Here is a 16,184-nt window from a genome sequence, read left to right as displayed (position 1 = left end):
GCTTTCAAAAAAGAACTAGCAACTTGAGTACTGAAAAAATCAAAGCTCAGGTTGCTAGTAAAGTTTGAGAATATATGCTATATTTCCCAGTCCAAATCTTCAGTTGGAGATGGAGATAAAACCTGTGCCTTGGGTGGTGCTTGGGGTATATCTGGCTGCAATGGGTTCGTCCCATCTTGAAATAATTCTTGTGCCAGAGTCCGCCCATCTGAGTCAATGTCGCTTGCGAGAAAATACTCTAAAACCTGCGGTGAAGCACCATCAATTGCTGCTTGTGCTAGTAGGGATTTAATGAATTGGGGAGATGCTTCACTATCAGCTAGTACCTTCAAAGTTTGCTCGGCATCTTGGATGGTCATTTTGGAGATATCTCTAACTCCAACTTCGTCCCAGACATCCCCGAAATACTGTCTATATTGCTGATTGAAGTCTTGCTCTTGGGCAAATCGTGATAATTCTTGTACCTGCAAATGTGTCGTTTCAGCCATATCAATTTGCTAATGTTAATTGTTCGCGTTTATTGTTTGACTCAACCATCTTGAGCAATTGTTGATTAAGCGGAGGGAAACACCATTCAAAGCTAAACCCTTGCATTTGTTAGCTTTGGCGATGTTAGACAGAATATCTGTCTAACATCAGACAGCATTTGTACAACAACATAGATTCGTTACAAGCCCTGTCTTTTCACTCTGGTTTGCATTGGTCGGAGTTCCAAGCTCAGTCCAATACCGTCTTCACTACACCCAACACCCTACCCCCAACACCCTATTTTTAGCTTGTAGTGATATAACCGTTCCTTTGCCAAATCTCCATGTCTGGTTTAGAACTCTTGAATGGTTGAACATAATAATCAGGAACTAGGGGTTTGTCTTGGCGGTCATAGCTCAATTCATGATCCAAAAACTTGATATGGCTAATATGGGATGCCCAAGCATCAGCTATCCTATCAGCAATTCTCATCATGAGAATGATTATAACTATCATTAGCATCTATGCAAAATTTTCAGTTAAAGGTATGGTTTTTGTATCTCAATACTCGCGAACGCAGGAGCTTTTTTGAATCAGCCAGGAATTTTTGACGAAATAGTACAATACTTTCAGTCAATCCTGAAAGATTTACCTGATAAGCGAACAGGCAAAAACAAACGCTATCAAATGAGTGATGCAGCATTAAGCGCATTCTCCATATTTTTTACTCAGAGTCCTTCTTTTCTTGCCCATCAAAGGTCAATGGCACATAGTAAGGGACATAATAATGCTCAAAGCTTGTTTGGGGTACACCAAATTCCAAGCGATAACCATATCCGAGATTTACTTGATGAGATAGAACCAACCGTTGTGTTTCCGGTGTTTACCAAGATTTTCAAAGCATTAGAGAATGGTAAACACTTATCAAAATTTCGTTCTTTTAAAAATAATTTGCTGATAGCTCTAGATGGAACAGAATATTTTTGCTCCAATGAAATTCACTGTGAACACTGTTCGAGCAGAACTTTTAAAAACGGAACAACTCAGTATTTTCATACTGTGGTGACACCAGTAATTGTTTGTCCTAGTAATTCTCAAGTAATCCCGTTAATACCAGAGTTTGTTGTCCCTCAAGACGGATATCAAAAGCAGGATTGTGAGAATGCGGCAGCAAAACGTTGGATTCAGAAATATGCCAAACAGTACGCATCTCTTGGTATTACCATTTTAGGAGATGATCTTTATTGCCATCAACCTTTATGTGAATTATTACTACAAGAAAAACTAAATTTCATTCTAGTGTGTCGGTCTAAATCCCATAAAACACTTTATGAATGGTTAGAAGGAATGCCCCTTGATACATTTAGTGTCAAACATTGGAAGGGCAAAGTCTATGAGATTTATACCTACCGTTATGTCAACCAAATTCCTTTACGGAATAGCGAGGATGCTTTATTAGTAAACTGGTGTGAATTGGCCATTACTCGCTCTGATGGGACTATAATCTACAAAAATACCTTTGCGACAAATCATCGAATCACAGATATTAATGTTGAGGCGATTGTGTCAGATGGTCGCAGCAGATGGAAAATAGAAAACGAAAATAATAACACTCTTAAAACCAAAGGTTACAACTTAGAACATAATTTCGGACATGGGAAAACGCATTTATCCTCCCTATTAGCAACCTTTAATATCCTTGCATTTCTGTTTCATACTCTACTTGACATTATAGATGAGAAATACCAATTTATCCGCCAGCATTTACCAACACGCAAGACCTTCTTTGATGATTTACGCGCCTTAACTCGTTATCTTTATTTTGATAGTTGGGAAAGTCTGCTTAACTTTATGATCCACGGACTGGAATTAGAATTTCATCCCAACACAAGCTGAAAATTCATCTTACTTTTTGAGAATACTTACAACTCCGTGTAATACATGGAATTAGCTTGAATTGCCATGTATTACTTGGTAGTTCATTGTGTCTAAAAATCTGTTTGAAGTAGCCACTCCTAGTTCAAATTTATCATTCAGCAGAATTCTCAACGTCTCCCAGGCTTCATCGGTTAGTTTCGCTCTTAACATATTGATAACCATTCTCATAATGAGAATTGCTGCTATCCTATCACCTAATCCCATTGTGTCTAAATATTTAGGTAGTTCCATTCCGCCATTCCAACAAATGGGGATGCCTTCACCATCAAAATGTTCGGTTAGCTCTTGGCGTATAAAAGATGCTGTCCCACCACAAACTAAGATTTCATCCATTTGGGCAATATTTCTCAACCAGCGCCATAAAGCACGGCAGTACTCTTTGCGAACTATCGGTAAAATCCGACAAAACAACTCTACATCAGCATTGATTTCTTCGATTTTGGTTTTGCGTGATAGAAACCGCAGTGCATCAAAATTGTTATTCGTGGTTTCGGCTAAAGCTGAAATTAGGCGTAAGTCATCTTTTGATAAACCTACGGCAGTACGTTCTACAAACTGATGCACCACCCAATTCATCCCTAAATCTGTAGATTCAGCTTTTATTGCATTCCCCTTGTGCGACAGAATAAAACTGGCATTACGATAGCCTAACATCAGCATTCCTATACTCTTTTGGAAATAGTTTATGTTGACGTTGCGACTGCGATATGCCATGATACCCGCCCCTTCTGGACTGACATCAAAGCTACGCAATTTTGCTTTTAACCTCCCTGTTGGCGTGATTATTCCTGTTTTTAAGTTCTGTGCTAGTTTTGCTCTGAGCGTTTGCCCATCCGACGCTTCTCCCACTGGCAACAACAAATGTACATATAGCTCTATATCTGGATTTTTCACTCCCAGCCGCCGAATTGCCAACCATAACATAGCTGCTACTTTCGGTAAGGCATATTGATACTTCAAATCTCTAATAGCTGATGTCCCCGCGAACATACTTTTGGCTAATGCTCCCAGGACATAGTATTCTTCGCCAATCCCTATCCATACCGTCGTATCTTGTACAAGTTGATTTGACAAATATTCTATTGACTCTACCCCTAAATCCGCTATTTCTGGTTCCATTGCTAAAACTATTGGAACCCCATCTGGATAAATCTGTGCTATCCCCTTCTGAAAACTTGTCCCTAAATCAATCGTTATCGCAACTTTTGTGTAGTCTTTAGAATTATTTTTTTTATTCATCTTCAGCCCCCGTTCTGGTTGTTCCAGCCAAACATCCGCTTAATGTCGGTCATCTCTTGAAAGTTTTGCGAGGAAAGAAATTCATCGTCATCGTCATCTTCATGGTCTTCATCTTCCTCATCAGTAGAACTTATTTGCCCATCTCCTGAAGTAATCCCTAAGACAGATAGACTATCTGATGCCACTATGTTTGATGCTTGCATTGATATATTTGATGTCACCACTAGTGGATCTGGTGCTATCCCGCAAGTTCTCCGAATCATACTAATTTGTGCTTCTAGTTGACTAATTGCCCAAATGCCAATCTGTCTTAATTCTTCTCCCCTCAGCCCCGAAGAAAACAAGGCTAGAGGTAGCCAGTGTTTTTTTAGTGTCGATGTAATTGTTTCCGAATAATCTTCCTTCAAATTTAAAGGCTTTGACCTCAAGTAATCAATTACTTCTGCATCTGCACTGTCACTCGGTCTTCTAAATGACACTACTCTATATCTAGAATCATTCATTTTTTTTGACTAAAATTCTGATTAGCGTAACGCGCTTTCTTAAAATTATTACACTAATTTTTATCGCCCAGTTTTTTTATTTTTACTTTGATACTGCCTAACTTAACTAAATTTAATATTTTGGCTTCTGAAATTTATATTGTCTGCCTAAATAAAGTATTTACTTAATAATGAATGCACATACAACACCGCATTTTTTCTTCTAATCCTTCACTTAGTCCCTCATTTTTTAAATCCCTACTAATTTACCGGGGTTTTATTTGCTTTTACGTGGTCAAAATGTATTACTAATCACAGTTACAAATAGCAGACATTTTGCACATAAAACCCCTATTTATATACAAAATGTCTGCTATTTTGCACCGCTTATACACGCCTTTAACTGCTATATCTGTCATCAAATGTTCATAATCAGGTACAAAATGTCTGCTATTTTGCACATCGCTTTTTTGAAAAATTGCCCTCTATAACTTACTCCAAAAAGCTTTGAGGCGATTTGTCCAGTTTCTTGTATTCTCAATAGGCTTGAAATTATTGAGAATACCTACTACAAAAGTATTGTTTTTGTACTTCAAAAAACAGTTTTTTTTCTGTTTGTGCTACGAAACACTACTAAAAATTACAATTTAGCGCTGATTAACTTCGAGGGACTGCTAAAAAATTCCGTTGTCAACCATTTTATTCTTGAGTAATTCTCGAAAAATTCTGTGAGCAGTCCATTAATTCTCATTAATCAAGCCTTATTGACAGTTAAACAGCCCGAAAGCCTTGCTATTGCGTAGTTTTTTAGTCCAAATCACAGAAAGCCGGATGTTGCCTACTTAGGCTGAAATTGTGTCAAGAGTGACTATGCTACTAAGGGAATCTTGGGGATAGCGGGAGAATTGCCTGTGGAATGCCTCAGAACTGCTGTAGGTGGCTTAAGATAGTCGTACTTACTACGGTTATTTCCCCATTTTCGTATTTGAGCGATTTGGCTTTAAAATAGGCGTGAAACCGAGAAAAAACAGCAATAATTTGAGTGATATTTGTTTCTCAGTCAGTCAGCCCAAAAACTTGTATTTCCAAATTTTAGTTTAGATAAAAAATGGCATACGCGATCGCGCGATTAAAAAAATTAAAGCGGGGTAACATATCAGGGAGTGCATCTCACACTGCACGAGAAAGAGAAACCCCTAATGCAGATCCCACTCAAAAAAATATTCGGTTCATCGGTAGCCTCAACCCAGAGGAACGACTAGAGGATTTAGTCTTAGCCAAGATAGGGGACTCGGAGCAGAAGCGGAAGATTCGCACTGATGCGGTGTACTGCGTGGAGTTACTGTTGAGTGCATCGCCCAGTTATTTCCGTCCCGACTGCCCCACCCAAGCCGGTTACTATGAACCACAAAAGTTGGATGATTGGCTAGAAGCGACTCACCAATGGTTAGCGGATGAATATGGCAATCGCATTGTCCGCGCCGAGTTACACCTGGATGAAGCCACACCCCATATTCACGCTTATTTTGTGCCTTTGGATGATGAGGGACAGCTACGGTGCAATCATTTCTTTGACGGGCGGCAGAAAATTCATGAATTTCAGAATTCGTACTACCAGACAATGCGGCTAATTGAACTAGAGCGCGGTATCAAGGGAAGCAGAGCAAAGCACCAGGACATCAAAGACTTTTACCGGATTGTGGAGGAGGGGCGCGATTTAGAAGTTGATGAGCTAAGTGCAGCGCAATTGAAGGCCAAAGCTGCCGACCGAGACAGGGCGAATCAGCGTAAGGAAGAGATGGAAGCTACAGCCAAAGCTCTTGCACTTGACAATGAACAGTTACGGCGGCGGATAGAGCAATTGGAGCAAGATAATCAATCAATAAAAAAACTTACCGAATGGTCAACTGATTTAGCTTTAGATGATGTTGCTTGGGAGTTGGGACTGTGGCGTAAAGGGAATGAATGGGTAGGAGGAAACCACATCATTAATATAGATGCCTCTCAATTTACTGACTTTGGCAATGGTTCTTCGTTAACGGGTAACAGTGCTATTGATTTAGTCAAGCACGTTAATCAATGCAACCAAACAACTGCAATCGCATGGATCGGGGAAAGATTTGGTGAAGCTGGGGGCCAACGTGCAGCGATCGCTCATGCTCAAAAAGTTGCGGCGGACATTATCCAAACTCAACCAGCACCCCAATTTACGCTACCCGTTGAGGATAAAGCTAACTGGTCAGTCGTTGAACATTACCTCAAACAGAAACGAGGCATACCTTCTGATTGCGTACAAATGTTACATAACCAGGGGCTAGTTTATGCCGACTCAAAAGCAAATGTAGTTTTTGTGATGCGGGATCTCAACGGAAAAACCAAAGGAGCATTTTTAGAAGGGGCAGCTAATAATTTCTCTGGTTATGAGTTAGGTACAGTTCGCCGTGATAGCTGGTTTTACTTTACTTTGGGGAAAAAGCCTAGCGAACAAACTAGTACTGTCGTACTGTCTGACTCTCCCATTGACACCATTTCAGTAGCCATGCTGGAATATCAGGTTAAAGGAATACCAGAAAACAGAACAGTTTACATGGCAGTAGATGACACTTCAAATTTACCTGTTGAAAGATTACGTAATGTTCCTTATGTACAGGTAGCTTTTAGTCAACCAACAGTGGCACGGGCTGTTAAAGAACTGCTGCCACACTCGACTCAACTCAAATGCGAAAGTCGGGATTGGAATACGCAGTTAATCACTTTTTCCCATCAATTGCAACAACGTTATTCACAACAAAACCACGAGGAATTAGAGCTATAGTTGCAAAAAAGTCAAGCTACTCTAGTACCGATTTTTTCAGTACCAAAGTAGCTAGTAAAGAGTTTTAGCTATCAATAATATTGGGGTGAAAATTAGTTAAAATCCTGATGAGTAATGAGTTAATTAAACAAATATTTGGATTAATTAAGCTTAACAATAAGCTGATTGCTGTCGAGTCTCCATTGCAAGAAAGGGTCAAACTTTTGACAAATCTCGCCAGTGAATGCCAGCGCCTGGACATTAACTGTTACCTGTGGACGCTGGAGGATGATGCACTACAGCAGTTATCTACTAATGAGGAGGGATTAAGTTTACAAAGAGTTGACCAGTATCAAGCAATCGCCAAAAGCAGGCGCGAACATTACTTTGAAATTCTCCGATTCTGGAAAACTACTGATTTATCAGGAATCCTGATACTAGAAGGTATATTCCCCTGGCTGGGAGAGTCTACCACTGACCCCGATTTCTTTCTGACTTCCGAGTGGATTAAGTCAGCGCTCATTAACCTAAAGCTGTACAATTGCAATGCTAACAAGACAGCGATTCTCTTAGGGTCAAACGCCACCGTGTCATCTGACATTGCCCCCGAAGTTCCTACCATTGTGCAACAACTGCCAGCTATAGAGGAAATAAGCAGTTACTTAGCCCAAGTATTACCTGATTACAGCCGCAGCGATATTCATGCGACAGCGAACGCCTCAATAGGTATGTACTTGGCAGACATTGGCTATGGAATCAGACAAGCAATCGCAAATCATGAAATTACACCGGACGAGTTAGTAGAAAAACTGTCCGCTTACAAAATCGAACTGTTTAAGCGAATTTATAATATTCAATTTCTCCAACCTCCAAGCACACCCATTGGTGGTTTAGAACTTATCCAGCAAGCGTTTAAAACTTATAAGCGCCTTCTATCCTCATTGGCTAAAGCTTACAATCTTCGTTTACCCAAGGGGATTTTACTAATCGGCCCACCGGGGACAGGAAAATCGTACTCGGCTAAAGCAAGTTCTGCACAATTGGGGCTACCTCTGATTATTTTGGAGTGGGGTAGTTTCCGCAGTTACGGTAATTTGGCTGAGTACAAGCTAAAGAATTTACTCGCACTCGTAGACCGAATTAACCGTGTAATCCTGTATTTGGACGACTTCGACAAAGGATTTGCTGGGGATGATGATTTGTCAAAACGACTAGCGGGAATGCTTTTAACTTGGATGCAGGAGCGTACTAGTGAGGTTTTAATTATCGCTTCGGCTAACAATATTCAATGGCTACCACCAGAGCTAACCAGAAGCGGACGCTTCGACGAGATTTTCAAGGTGGATCTCCCAAATTACGGCGAACGCCACTCAATTTTCAAGATCCATCTCGCTAAATTCGATCCTCGTTTTCGTAACGGGGGCGATGGGTACACCGAAGAAGAATGGAAAAGGTTACTCAAAGCCACGCAGCGATGTGTGGGTGCGGAAATTCAAGCCATTGTAGAACGTGCGGCCGTCTCTACTTTCTGTGAAATGTTTGGCGACGATGTTTCTCCCCTGCAACAACTGCCATCACTTGAGATTACATTGTCGGCATTGCTGGCTGCAAGGCAGAGTATGAATCCTCTGGCCATCCGTGAAGCTGACCGAGTTGAAAGTATGCGTAACATTGCGGCTTTGCATGGCCTTCCATCTAGCCCGATTGATTCATCTATATATAGTCTCGGCAACGTTGATATTTTTGGATAATTATGCAAATTCTTAAAATTCCTAACGAGAAAGATTTATACCTTGCTGCTTTCAAGTTATTGAACATACTAGGCCCTGTTGCTGGAGTATTAATTAGAGTTGTCGGGAAATAAAAGATAAGTGAGGCAATGCTGGTCTTGTAATTGGGATTCTCTTAAGCAGCCATCAAGTAGAAGTTCCATAATCCTGCTGCGGTCAGCATCAAATGGTCATCAAAGTTTTCAATCCGATTACGATAAATGACACTGGCGGCGTTGTAGCGCTTCACACCAGCAAAGGCATTTTCGCAAACTACACGGGATTGACTCAATTGACGATTCTCCGTTTTTTGAAGGTCACTTAACTTGCCCCCTTTGGGCTTTTTGTGAGGAAGATGGAGATTGTCATACTGCTTCTGTAATCCCTGAAAGCCCGAGTCTACTTCAATCGGAATTTCATCAGGCACACTACCTGCAATGTCATCTTCGTCATGAAAACGTTTGTCATGCAGTTTGCCTTCTCGTGCTTTGCTTAAGATCAAGACCCGTTTGGTTTCATCAACTGCCGCCAAGTGTTTACGCGTATGACGTTTCTTTTTACCGGAGTAATTCTGTTGTTGTTGTTCTCTTTCTTGAGGTCGCGCAATTGGGCGTTCTGTCCCATCAATCATCACTCGTTGCACTCCTGGAAAGCGTGACAAAAATGCTTCAATGCTTTCGAGATGGCGTTCCGGCAGCGCCATCTTCTGTCCCAAAGCCGCTTCTAATATTGGCTGCAATCGATGCATCCACTCATGTGCCTGGGAGCGATGCATATCAAAGAGCAGTCCCGCCACATCAAAGGTCGGATAACATTTGAAATAGAAAAGGATGAAAAACAATTTGTCTTGGGCTGTAAGTAAGCGGGCTTTGCGTCCTCCACCCAGGCCACGTTGACGAGGCTTGGCCTGTTGAGTATCTAGGTACATCGTGGTAAACGTGGGCAAAAGGGCATCAAATGCTTTCCGGTTCAACCCAGTTAATGCCCTCAACAGTCGGTCTTGCTTCAGCGCACCTTCAATATTCAGCATCATTCTTCCCTACCACTGCTGTCTATTCTCTCTTATTTCCCGACAAGTCTATTATCATTGGCACTGTGGCGCTGGGTTACGCCCAAACTCGTCCCCAGGATTTACCAGTTACGCACATTCTCACGAAAGGCAATCGCACATTTAAGCTCTCAATCGCCTCTACACCAGAGCAATTAGAGAAAGGGCTGAAATTTCGCTCATCCTTAAACGGTGATAGCGGGATGTTATTCAACCTGGGAGGAGAAATTTACAACGTGCCTTTTTGGATGTACAAGGTAAATTTTCCATTAGACATCTTTTATCTTAAGGACAATGTGGTGACAACTGCGGTTTACAATGCCAAACCGTGCTACAAAAACCCTTGCCCCATCTACAAGGGGAAAGTTGCCAATCAAGTGCTAGAGCTAGCAACAGGCACTGCCAATATCAAGGTTGGTGATCGGCTTAACATTCAACCGTTATCATCAGCCAAAGAATAATATTGGTGTTGATAGCAGCAATCCTTTGAAAACCAAAAAGAATCGCTAGTAATTGTATAACGTATTTTTGAAAAATCAAGAAACCATAGTACTGAAAAAAACAGTACCTAAATAGCTTCGTGTGTTGAATCAAATATGGCAATCTATTTATGGGAAGAGTATGGACATATTGGGAATTTGATCACCCTTTGGGTAGCACGGTGCGAGTAATCTCTACCCCATTAGGGCTAGAGATATTTGCCGAAGATGTGTTCAACGTCGTTGCAGCAGAACTAAATAACGAAAAGGTAATACTGATGAACATTCACAGTCAAGAACGTTATGTAGTTATTGAAGAAGAGGTAGTAAAAATAAAAACTTTAAATTTTACAGCCATCAATAGCTTGAAGACGATTGTAAAAGCAGACTTGATTAATAAATTTGTGCATTGGGTACGAATTAAAATCCGACCGATATTTCAAAGACAGTATCTGTAAAACAATTAGTCAATATCAAAAGGAAGAAGAATGATGACTATTAAGATAGCCAACGATAATAACCGAAATACTGGCAACAATTTGGCAGATCAACCCTTTACTAATACACAGTTTAACAATATAGCACCCAACAATGCGATAGAAGAAAACACTAGTAATACAGATCCCGATAGCACAGCACCCGACAATGTACCACCCAACAATGTGACAGAAGAAAAGACTAGTAATACAGAGCTAGACAGCCTAACACCCGACAATATAGCACTTAACAATACGATAGAAGAAAAGACTAGTAATACAGAGTTATACAGCCCAGTGACCGACAATATAGCACTTAACAATACGATAGAAGAAAAGACTATTAATACACAGTCTAATAATCCAGTATCCGAAAGTAATAATAAGAATAACAAGAATAAAGATAATCCAGAACAACTAAGAAGATTAGTAATGGTGACAGGAGATAAAGGAGGTGTTGGTAAGTCAACCTTTGCCAGAGGTTTAGCGCAAACTTACATAGATAACGCAGTAAACTTTGTCGGGTTAGACGCGGATAATTCTAATCCACACTTGATCAGATTTTATGAAAAAGCTGCAAATATTCATCGTTTAGATATATCTAACTCAGATAAATTAGACGAATTTGTAGATAATTTAAAAGAATTAGTGTATCCCAAATCAAAAGAATCTGGGAAAAATCAAGAGGAAAAATCTTTGATACTACTAGAAACACCATCACAATTTCTGCCAACTTTAAAAATTTTAATAACCGAGATGGGGTTTTTAGATGTAGTAAATAATAAATGTAAAATGCGGGTGACGATAGTAGTAGTTATTAGCACAATAATTGATTGTATAACTCAACTACTAGAACTATATAGTTTCTGCGGTGATCGAGTGGATTATATAATAGTAAAAAATTCGTTTTACGGAGAGGCGGAACAATTTGCTTTTTATGATAATTCAAAAGAAATAAAAGCAATTGAACAGCAAGTAAAAGCAACAGGGCATGATTTCACAAGTATAAATATGCCAAAACTAGCGAAAAAATCCTACGATTATTTAGATGTGAAAAATTTGACATTTAGACAAGGACTTGAACAAGATGAATATCCGTCTGTATTTGGTAGAGTCTTAAGCTGGTTGAACAATTTTAAAGGGCAAATAAAGCCAAAAAAAGATTTATTTGGCATAGAGAAGATTTTATCCGAATAGGAATAAAGATGTCAAAGAGAATGATTATAACTGTAGGAGATGCGCGGGTGGGTAAGTCTACAGTTATCAAGCTATTGCTAGAAATATTCGCCCAGCAAGGAAAACGGATAAAGGTTTATAACCAAGAATCATTCCCTGTATTTCAGGCTTATGAACATATAGCAACCATTAAGAAGTTTAATTTATCAAATGACGATGCTGATGCAATAACAGATGACTTAAATCATCCTGAGTTAGATGTGATGATTGTTGATATGCCCGGACAAGATATTGAAAAAGTAATTCAATATATCGAGAGTGCTAGCTTATTTGAGGTTGTAGTAAAATTTGGTTGGAATTTAACATTTCTTCAACCTATTTCTCACAGGAAAGACTGTATATATTACTTAAATGCAATCATCCAGAACGCGACTAATAACGCCAACTACGTGGTAGTGAAAAATTACCATTTTGCGCCAGAGTTTAGAGAATATGAGGAGAAGATGCGGAAAAAGCTGTTAATCATAGGAGGGACAGAAGTAGAATTAATGGCTCTACATCGGAATCATTATCAAGCGATGGAAAAGGCTGATAAACCATATTCACAAGTTTGCCAGGATCTCTCAATAATTTTGTTTTGGAGAAGCTTCATTTTTCAGTGGATTAAAAAGTTTCATCATTCAGTGATGAATAACCATTTGGCTATTAAATATCTAGGGCTTGATTGATGACACTACAACCCGGATTTCTCAACACACCTCGAATGGAGGAGTTATGAGTTATGAGTTATGAGTTATGAGCGAATACTTCAATATCTTATTTCTTGTTTTTTACTCATTACTTCTTACTCTTTACTCTTTACTCATTACCCATTACTTATTACTCATCATTAAACGCAAAGGAGCTTGTGAGAAATGCGAGTACAAGACACATTACAAGGCTACTCCCCATCAGAACAAAAACGCATAGTTGAAGGGGCATATAAACTAGGAATTACACCAGATGATCCAGTTTTTAGGATGATGGCGACACTGGGCAGATATGAAGAAACGATCATAGACCTCCAGGCAAGAATGGAGGCAATGATAGAGGCGTGGGCAGCACTGATAGACCAAAAACTGGATAAGACAAGCAAACAAGCCGAATCAATGCATTATACAGTTGTGTCAAATGCTGTACGTGATGAGATCAAAAAAATCAAGCCCACCGGCACAGGCATGAAAGTGCAGGCAGGCTGGGGATTGGGGACAGTATCTCTTGTGTGTGGATTAGTCGCGGCTGGCAGTACCTTGCTGGGTTCACTGACCACATGGAATCTGGTGCAAAATATAGGAACGAATCAGTCAGTAGTAGTCTCACGTAACGAGATAAAGATTCTCCAGTGGGCAAAATCCCAAGAGGGTAAACAAATGTATCAAATCATCTTGAAGAATCAAGCAGCGATTGAAGCCTGTCAAACACAGCAGAGTAAAACCCAAGGCTATTGTTTAATTCAAGTGAGTAATACCAATTCTCCAAAATGAGGCAACAGATGTAAATTAGGAAAGTTTTGCTGCATCTAAGTTTCTTAATTGCGAATTGCGAATTGCGAATTGCGAATTGGTATAAGTAGCTAACCTACTTTCAGGTAATCTTGTTCGATGTACCCAAGTTTACTAGCTTCAATCAGAGCATTGACGCGATCCTTGACATCTAACTTCGCAAAAATCTTGTTAATATGGCCTTTAACGGTACTTTCAGTAATAAATAACCGCTCGGCAATCAGCTTATTAGAAGAACCATCTGCCATCAAAGAGATGATTTGCATTTCAGTGGCACTAAGATGATCTTGGTAAGTCTTCCCCTTAATTTTCTGCTGGAATAAAAAATTATGTCGGCTAATATCAGGGTCAAAAAAAGACTTGTTATCGTAGAATGTGGTTTTAATTGCTTCCAAAATTAGAGGAACATTATTCTTTTTGAGAATGTAAGAATCAGCGCCGGCATTTAAAGCTGATTGAACAGTACCTTGAGAAGAATGGGAAGAAAGAACAACAATTTTAGTCTTGCTATTGATTTTGACCTCTTTGATCACTTCTAGCCCCGATATGTCGGGTAAACCAATATCCACCAAAATCACATCGGGATTTAATTCCTTAACTAAATTAATCCCTTCAATACCACTACGAGCAACGCCGACCATTTCCATATCTGGTTGTTGATTGATAGCGGTAGTGATCCCCAACCTAATGAGTTCTTCATCCTCAATGAGCGTTAATCGAATCATAGATCACTTCGATTATAAGATGACTCAATATTTATAACATAGTTGTTGGTGTTAAGCCTTTTACTTTTTGTGTCTGTAATATAAAATATAAGCAAGAAGAACTCTTTCCAGATAAATGGAAGAAAGTTTACTACTAAAGCTTGATTGAATAATTTTTTTTTAGAACTAAAATAAAAACATTCTCAAATCTTATAGACATAATTAGTATTTATTTATAAAAGTAGCCAAAATAACCATCTGTCGTTGGAAACATAGTTATGCAACAGGAAGTTTTAAGCAAACAGTTGGATTTATCAGCCTTACTCCATGATGTGTCAAATTCTTTTAAAGGGGCATCGTTGATTGTAAATCAGTTAATTGATGGCGCTTATGGATACTCTTTAGAAGAAATCAGACCATTTCTGATAGCCCTACGAGATACTAATGATCGGGGTATGAGCTTGGTTGAAGCTAACAGAGTCTCTCAAGAAGCTAAACCAGTAACAGTAGCTCAGTTTGATATGTTGAGTTTTTTACAAACAACTTATTCTCTATTCAAGCCAATAGCGCAGTATCATTCCTTGAATCTCCACTACGAAACTCAATCATCGTACAAGCATGGAACGCAAGTACAGGGTGACAGCATAAGTATTGACAGAATGCTGTGTAATCTTGTGACAAATGCTATTAAGTACACTCTTGCCGGAGATATCTTTTTAAGGCTGCTCAATCAAGAAGATGATTTAGCGATCGAGATTGAAGATACCGGCTGTGGAATTGCCGCAGAACAACTATCAAATATATTTATCCCATTATGGCGAGCGCCAAATAGCAATTTATTACATCAATCAGGCATGGGACTAGGACTGTACATCGCCTTATGTGTGGCTCATGCTCATGGTTTGAAGATAAGCGTAAACTCGGTAGCCAAACAAGGAACCAAATTCACCATTATATTTCCTTACAAAGATGACGGGATTTATGGGCTTGATGGTAGGATGTTGCCCAAATCGCAGAGGTTACAAGATGCGCTATCTATCTGATGTGAAACTTTGGGACAGGATTGAAACAGGAGTGGAATTTCTAATTTTTGCGGCTTTGATGATAGCGGCAATCATCAAACTGGGGCACAACGATTTTCTACAAGCATTATTTTACATAGTATTAGCTGTCATCATCTCACCCTGGTCACAATTTGAGCGGGTGATGAAGCGATATGTCTTAGTAAGTGCGTACATTCTTGGGTTGTTTGTCGGGTATTTTAGTTAGTCTAACTCTGGGCCGTCAGGAGATGGCTCGTTTTGTTGTTGCTGTGACGGTAGCTGTTGCTGTTGCACTCTTATATCAAAGTTGATCAGCTTTTGTGTTTCTTGTGGTGAAAGGTGATTGTGTATTACCTTGTATTCTTCCTTAGTATCTACTTTATAAGCACTAAAAGCCGATTGATTATCACTTTTGCGCCAAACAGTCAGACGCTGCATACCTTCTCTCATCAACAAATTTAATTGATAAGCCATACCTTCATAGACCCGACCGCCAATAGTATCTTGTCCCTTTGTAACGATAATATTCATTAGTGCAGGAATGAGAGACTTTTTAGCAACCTGATCAAAATCACTCTCAACCGATTTTGACTGTTGGCTGTCAACAAAAGGTAGTTTGCGCCCTTTAGTTTCTAATATCTGCTGCAAGAATGTCTTTTTCTTTTCATTGATCAAATCTTCAACTCTTGTTGAGTTATCTATATCAGGTGTTTCCTCGGATTTGTTTAAACCAAATTTTTGGGCGTACTCTTGGCGGTATTTTTCCTTAAGGGATTGCCTGTAATCTTCAGTACTTTCAGCATTTTGCGTAAGAGATAGAGTATTTCTCACCTCACCAATAATATTCTCGCGCTGTATGGGGTCTAGTGCGGGGGTTGAGTGTATTGATTGTGAAAGTGGGTATTTCTCCATCATCAGCGCCAGTCTGTAAGCCATTTGGTTGTCAGAAAAGCCACTGTTGCGGTTGATGGTAGTGATGGTTTGGGCCACTGAGCTAGATTGCATAAGTGTAATTGACAACTGTTGA

Annotated in this window: 17 protein-coding genes; 10 read left to right on the top strand and 7 right to left on the bottom strand. The window is 39.6% G+C overall.

The window, feature by feature from the left end; genetic code table 11:
- Positions 1-77: 77 nt before the first annotated feature.
- Together NPUN_RS36340 and NPUN_RS36335 are read right to left on the bottom strand one after the other, a co-directional pair.
- On the bottom strand, positions 78-488 hold the full coding sequence (locus NPUN_RS36340) for a hypothetical protein (protein ID WP_012413340.1): 411 nt from the start codon (positions 486-488) through the stop codon (positions 78-80).
- A gap of 283 nt (positions 489-771) precedes the next feature.
- Positions 772-963 carry a hypothetical protein gene (locus tag NPUN_RS36335; RefSeq protein ID WP_167315727.1) on the bottom strand — a complete coding sequence of 64 codons (192 nt, stop codon included), beginning with the start codon at positions 961-963 and terminating at the stop codon, positions 772-774.
- Positions 964-1,083: 120 nt separating this feature from the next.
- Here NPUN_RS36335 and NPUN_RS36330 point away from each other — a divergent pair, with 120 nt between their 5' ends.
- Positions 1,084-2,364 (top strand): ISNCY family transposase, encoded by a 1,281-nt coding sequence (locus tag NPUN_RS36330; RefSeq protein WP_083782459.1) that lies wholly within the window; start codon positions 1,084-1,086, stop codon positions 2,362-2,364.
- Between the two features lie 51 nt (positions 2,365-2,415).
- Here NPUN_RS36330 and NPUN_RS36325 read toward each other — a convergent pair whose 3' ends face one another.
- Positions 2,416-3,645, bottom strand: coding sequence for a ParM/StbA family protein (locus NPUN_RS36325; RefSeq protein ID WP_052304751.1), 1,230 nt, complete (start codon positions 3,643-3,645; stop codon positions 2,416-2,418).
- 2 nt (positions 3,646-3,647) lie between these two features.
- Positions 3,648-4,148 carry a hypothetical protein gene (locus NPUN_RS38135; protein WP_012413339.1) on the bottom strand — a complete coding sequence of 167 codons (501 nt, stop codon included), beginning with the start codon at positions 4,146-4,148 and terminating at the stop codon, positions 3,648-3,650.
- Positions 4,149-5,235: 1,087 nt separating this feature from the next.
- Between NPUN_RS38135 and mobV the strand changes: the two genes are divergently transcribed.
- Positions 5,236-6,942 (top strand): MobV family relaxase, encoded by a 1,707-nt coding sequence (gene mobV / locus NPUN_RS36315; protein ID WP_012413338.1) that lies wholly within the window; start codon positions 5,236-5,238, stop codon positions 6,940-6,942.
- A gap of 107 nt (positions 6,943-7,049) precedes the next feature.
- Positions 7,050-8,672, top strand: a complete 1,623-nt coding sequence (locus tag NPUN_RS36310; RefSeq protein ID WP_012413337.1) for an ATP-binding protein — start codon at positions 7,050-7,052, stop codon at positions 8,670-8,672.
- Between the two features lie 154 nt (positions 8,673-8,826).
- Here the strand turns inward: NPUN_RS36310 and NPUN_RS36305 are convergent, their stop codons facing one another.
- A complete protein-coding gene (locus tag NPUN_RS36305; RefSeq protein ID WP_012406904.1) occupies positions 8,827-9,720 on the bottom strand; it encodes a transposase family protein in 894 nt (297 codons plus the stop codon).
- Positions 9,721-9,785: 65 nt separating this feature from the next.
- On the opposite strand from NPUN_RS36305, the gene NPUN_RS36300 reads away from it, so the two are divergent.
- The 5 genes from NPUN_RS36300 to NPUN_RS36280 all read left to right on the top strand — a co-directional run bounded on the left by NPUN_RS36300 (position 9,786) and on the right by NPUN_RS36280 (position 13,392).
- Positions 9,786-10,199 (top strand): DUF192 domain-containing protein, encoded by a 414-nt coding sequence (locus tag NPUN_RS36300; protein WP_052304750.1) that lies wholly within the window; start codon positions 9,786-9,788, stop codon positions 10,197-10,199.
- A gap of 149 nt (positions 10,200-10,348) precedes the next feature.
- Positions 10,349-10,675 carry a hypothetical protein gene (locus NPUN_RS36295; protein ID WP_012413336.1) on the top strand — a complete coding sequence of 109 codons (327 nt, stop codon included), beginning with the start codon at positions 10,349-10,351 and terminating at the stop codon, positions 10,673-10,675.
- Between the two features lie 30 nt (positions 10,676-10,705).
- Complete coding sequence (locus NPUN_RS36290) at positions 10,706-11,890, top strand: P-loop NTPase family protein (RefSeq protein WP_012413335.1); 1,185 nt, start codon at positions 10,706-10,708, stop codon at positions 11,888-11,890.
- Between the two features lie 8 nt (positions 11,891-11,898).
- A complete protein-coding gene (locus tag NPUN_RS36285) occupies positions 11,899-12,597 on the top strand; it encodes a hypothetical protein (protein WP_012413334.1) in 699 nt (232 codons plus the stop codon).
- 186 nt (positions 12,598-12,783) lie between these two features.
- A complete protein-coding gene (locus NPUN_RS36280) occupies positions 12,784-13,392 on the top strand; it encodes a DUF6753 family protein (RefSeq protein WP_012413333.1) in 609 nt (202 codons plus the stop codon).
- Positions 13,393-13,481: 89 nt separating this feature from the next.
- Here NPUN_RS36280 and NPUN_RS36275 read toward each other — a convergent pair whose 3' ends face one another.
- Positions 13,482-14,135, bottom strand: a complete 654-nt coding sequence (locus tag NPUN_RS36275) for a response regulator (RefSeq protein WP_012413332.1) — start codon at positions 14,133-14,135, stop codon at positions 13,482-13,484.
- Between the two features lie 257 nt (positions 14,136-14,392).
- On the opposite strand from NPUN_RS36275, the gene NPUN_RS36270 reads away from it, so the two are divergent.
- Both NPUN_RS36270 and NPUN_RS36265 read left to right on the top strand, forming a co-directional pair.
- The gene (locus NPUN_RS36270; protein WP_012413331.1) at positions 14,393-15,157 is read left to right on the top strand and encodes a sensor histidine kinase; all 765 of its coding nucleotides are present in this window, start codon (positions 14,393-14,395) and stop codon (positions 15,155-15,157) included.
- The gene (locus NPUN_RS36265; RefSeq protein WP_041566694.1) at positions 15,141-15,383 is read left to right on the top strand and encodes a hypothetical protein; all 243 of its coding nucleotides are present in this window, start codon (positions 15,141-15,143) and stop codon (positions 15,381-15,383) included. Before NPUN_RS36270 ends, NPUN_RS36265 begins: the two co-directional genes overlap by 17 nt.
- Here NPUN_RS36265 and NPUN_RS36260 read toward each other — a convergent pair.
- Positions 15,380-16,162, bottom strand: a complete 783-nt coding sequence (locus NPUN_RS36260; RefSeq protein WP_012413329.1) for a hypothetical protein — start codon at positions 16,160-16,162, stop codon at positions 15,380-15,382. The two genes, NPUN_RS36265 and NPUN_RS36260, sit on opposite strands and share 4 nt — an antisense overlap.
- Between the last annotated feature and the right edge of the window lie 22 nt (positions 16,163-16,184).

Origin of the sequence: Nostoc punctiforme PCC 73102, from assembly GCF_000020025.1 — a bacterium.
Lineage (GTDB): Bacteria > Cyanobacteriota > Cyanobacteriia > Cyanobacteriales > Nostocaceae > Nostoc > Nostoc punctiforme.
The sequence above is the reverse complement of the archived record's forward strand: the minus strand, read 5'-3'. Positions and strand labels throughout refer to the sequence as shown.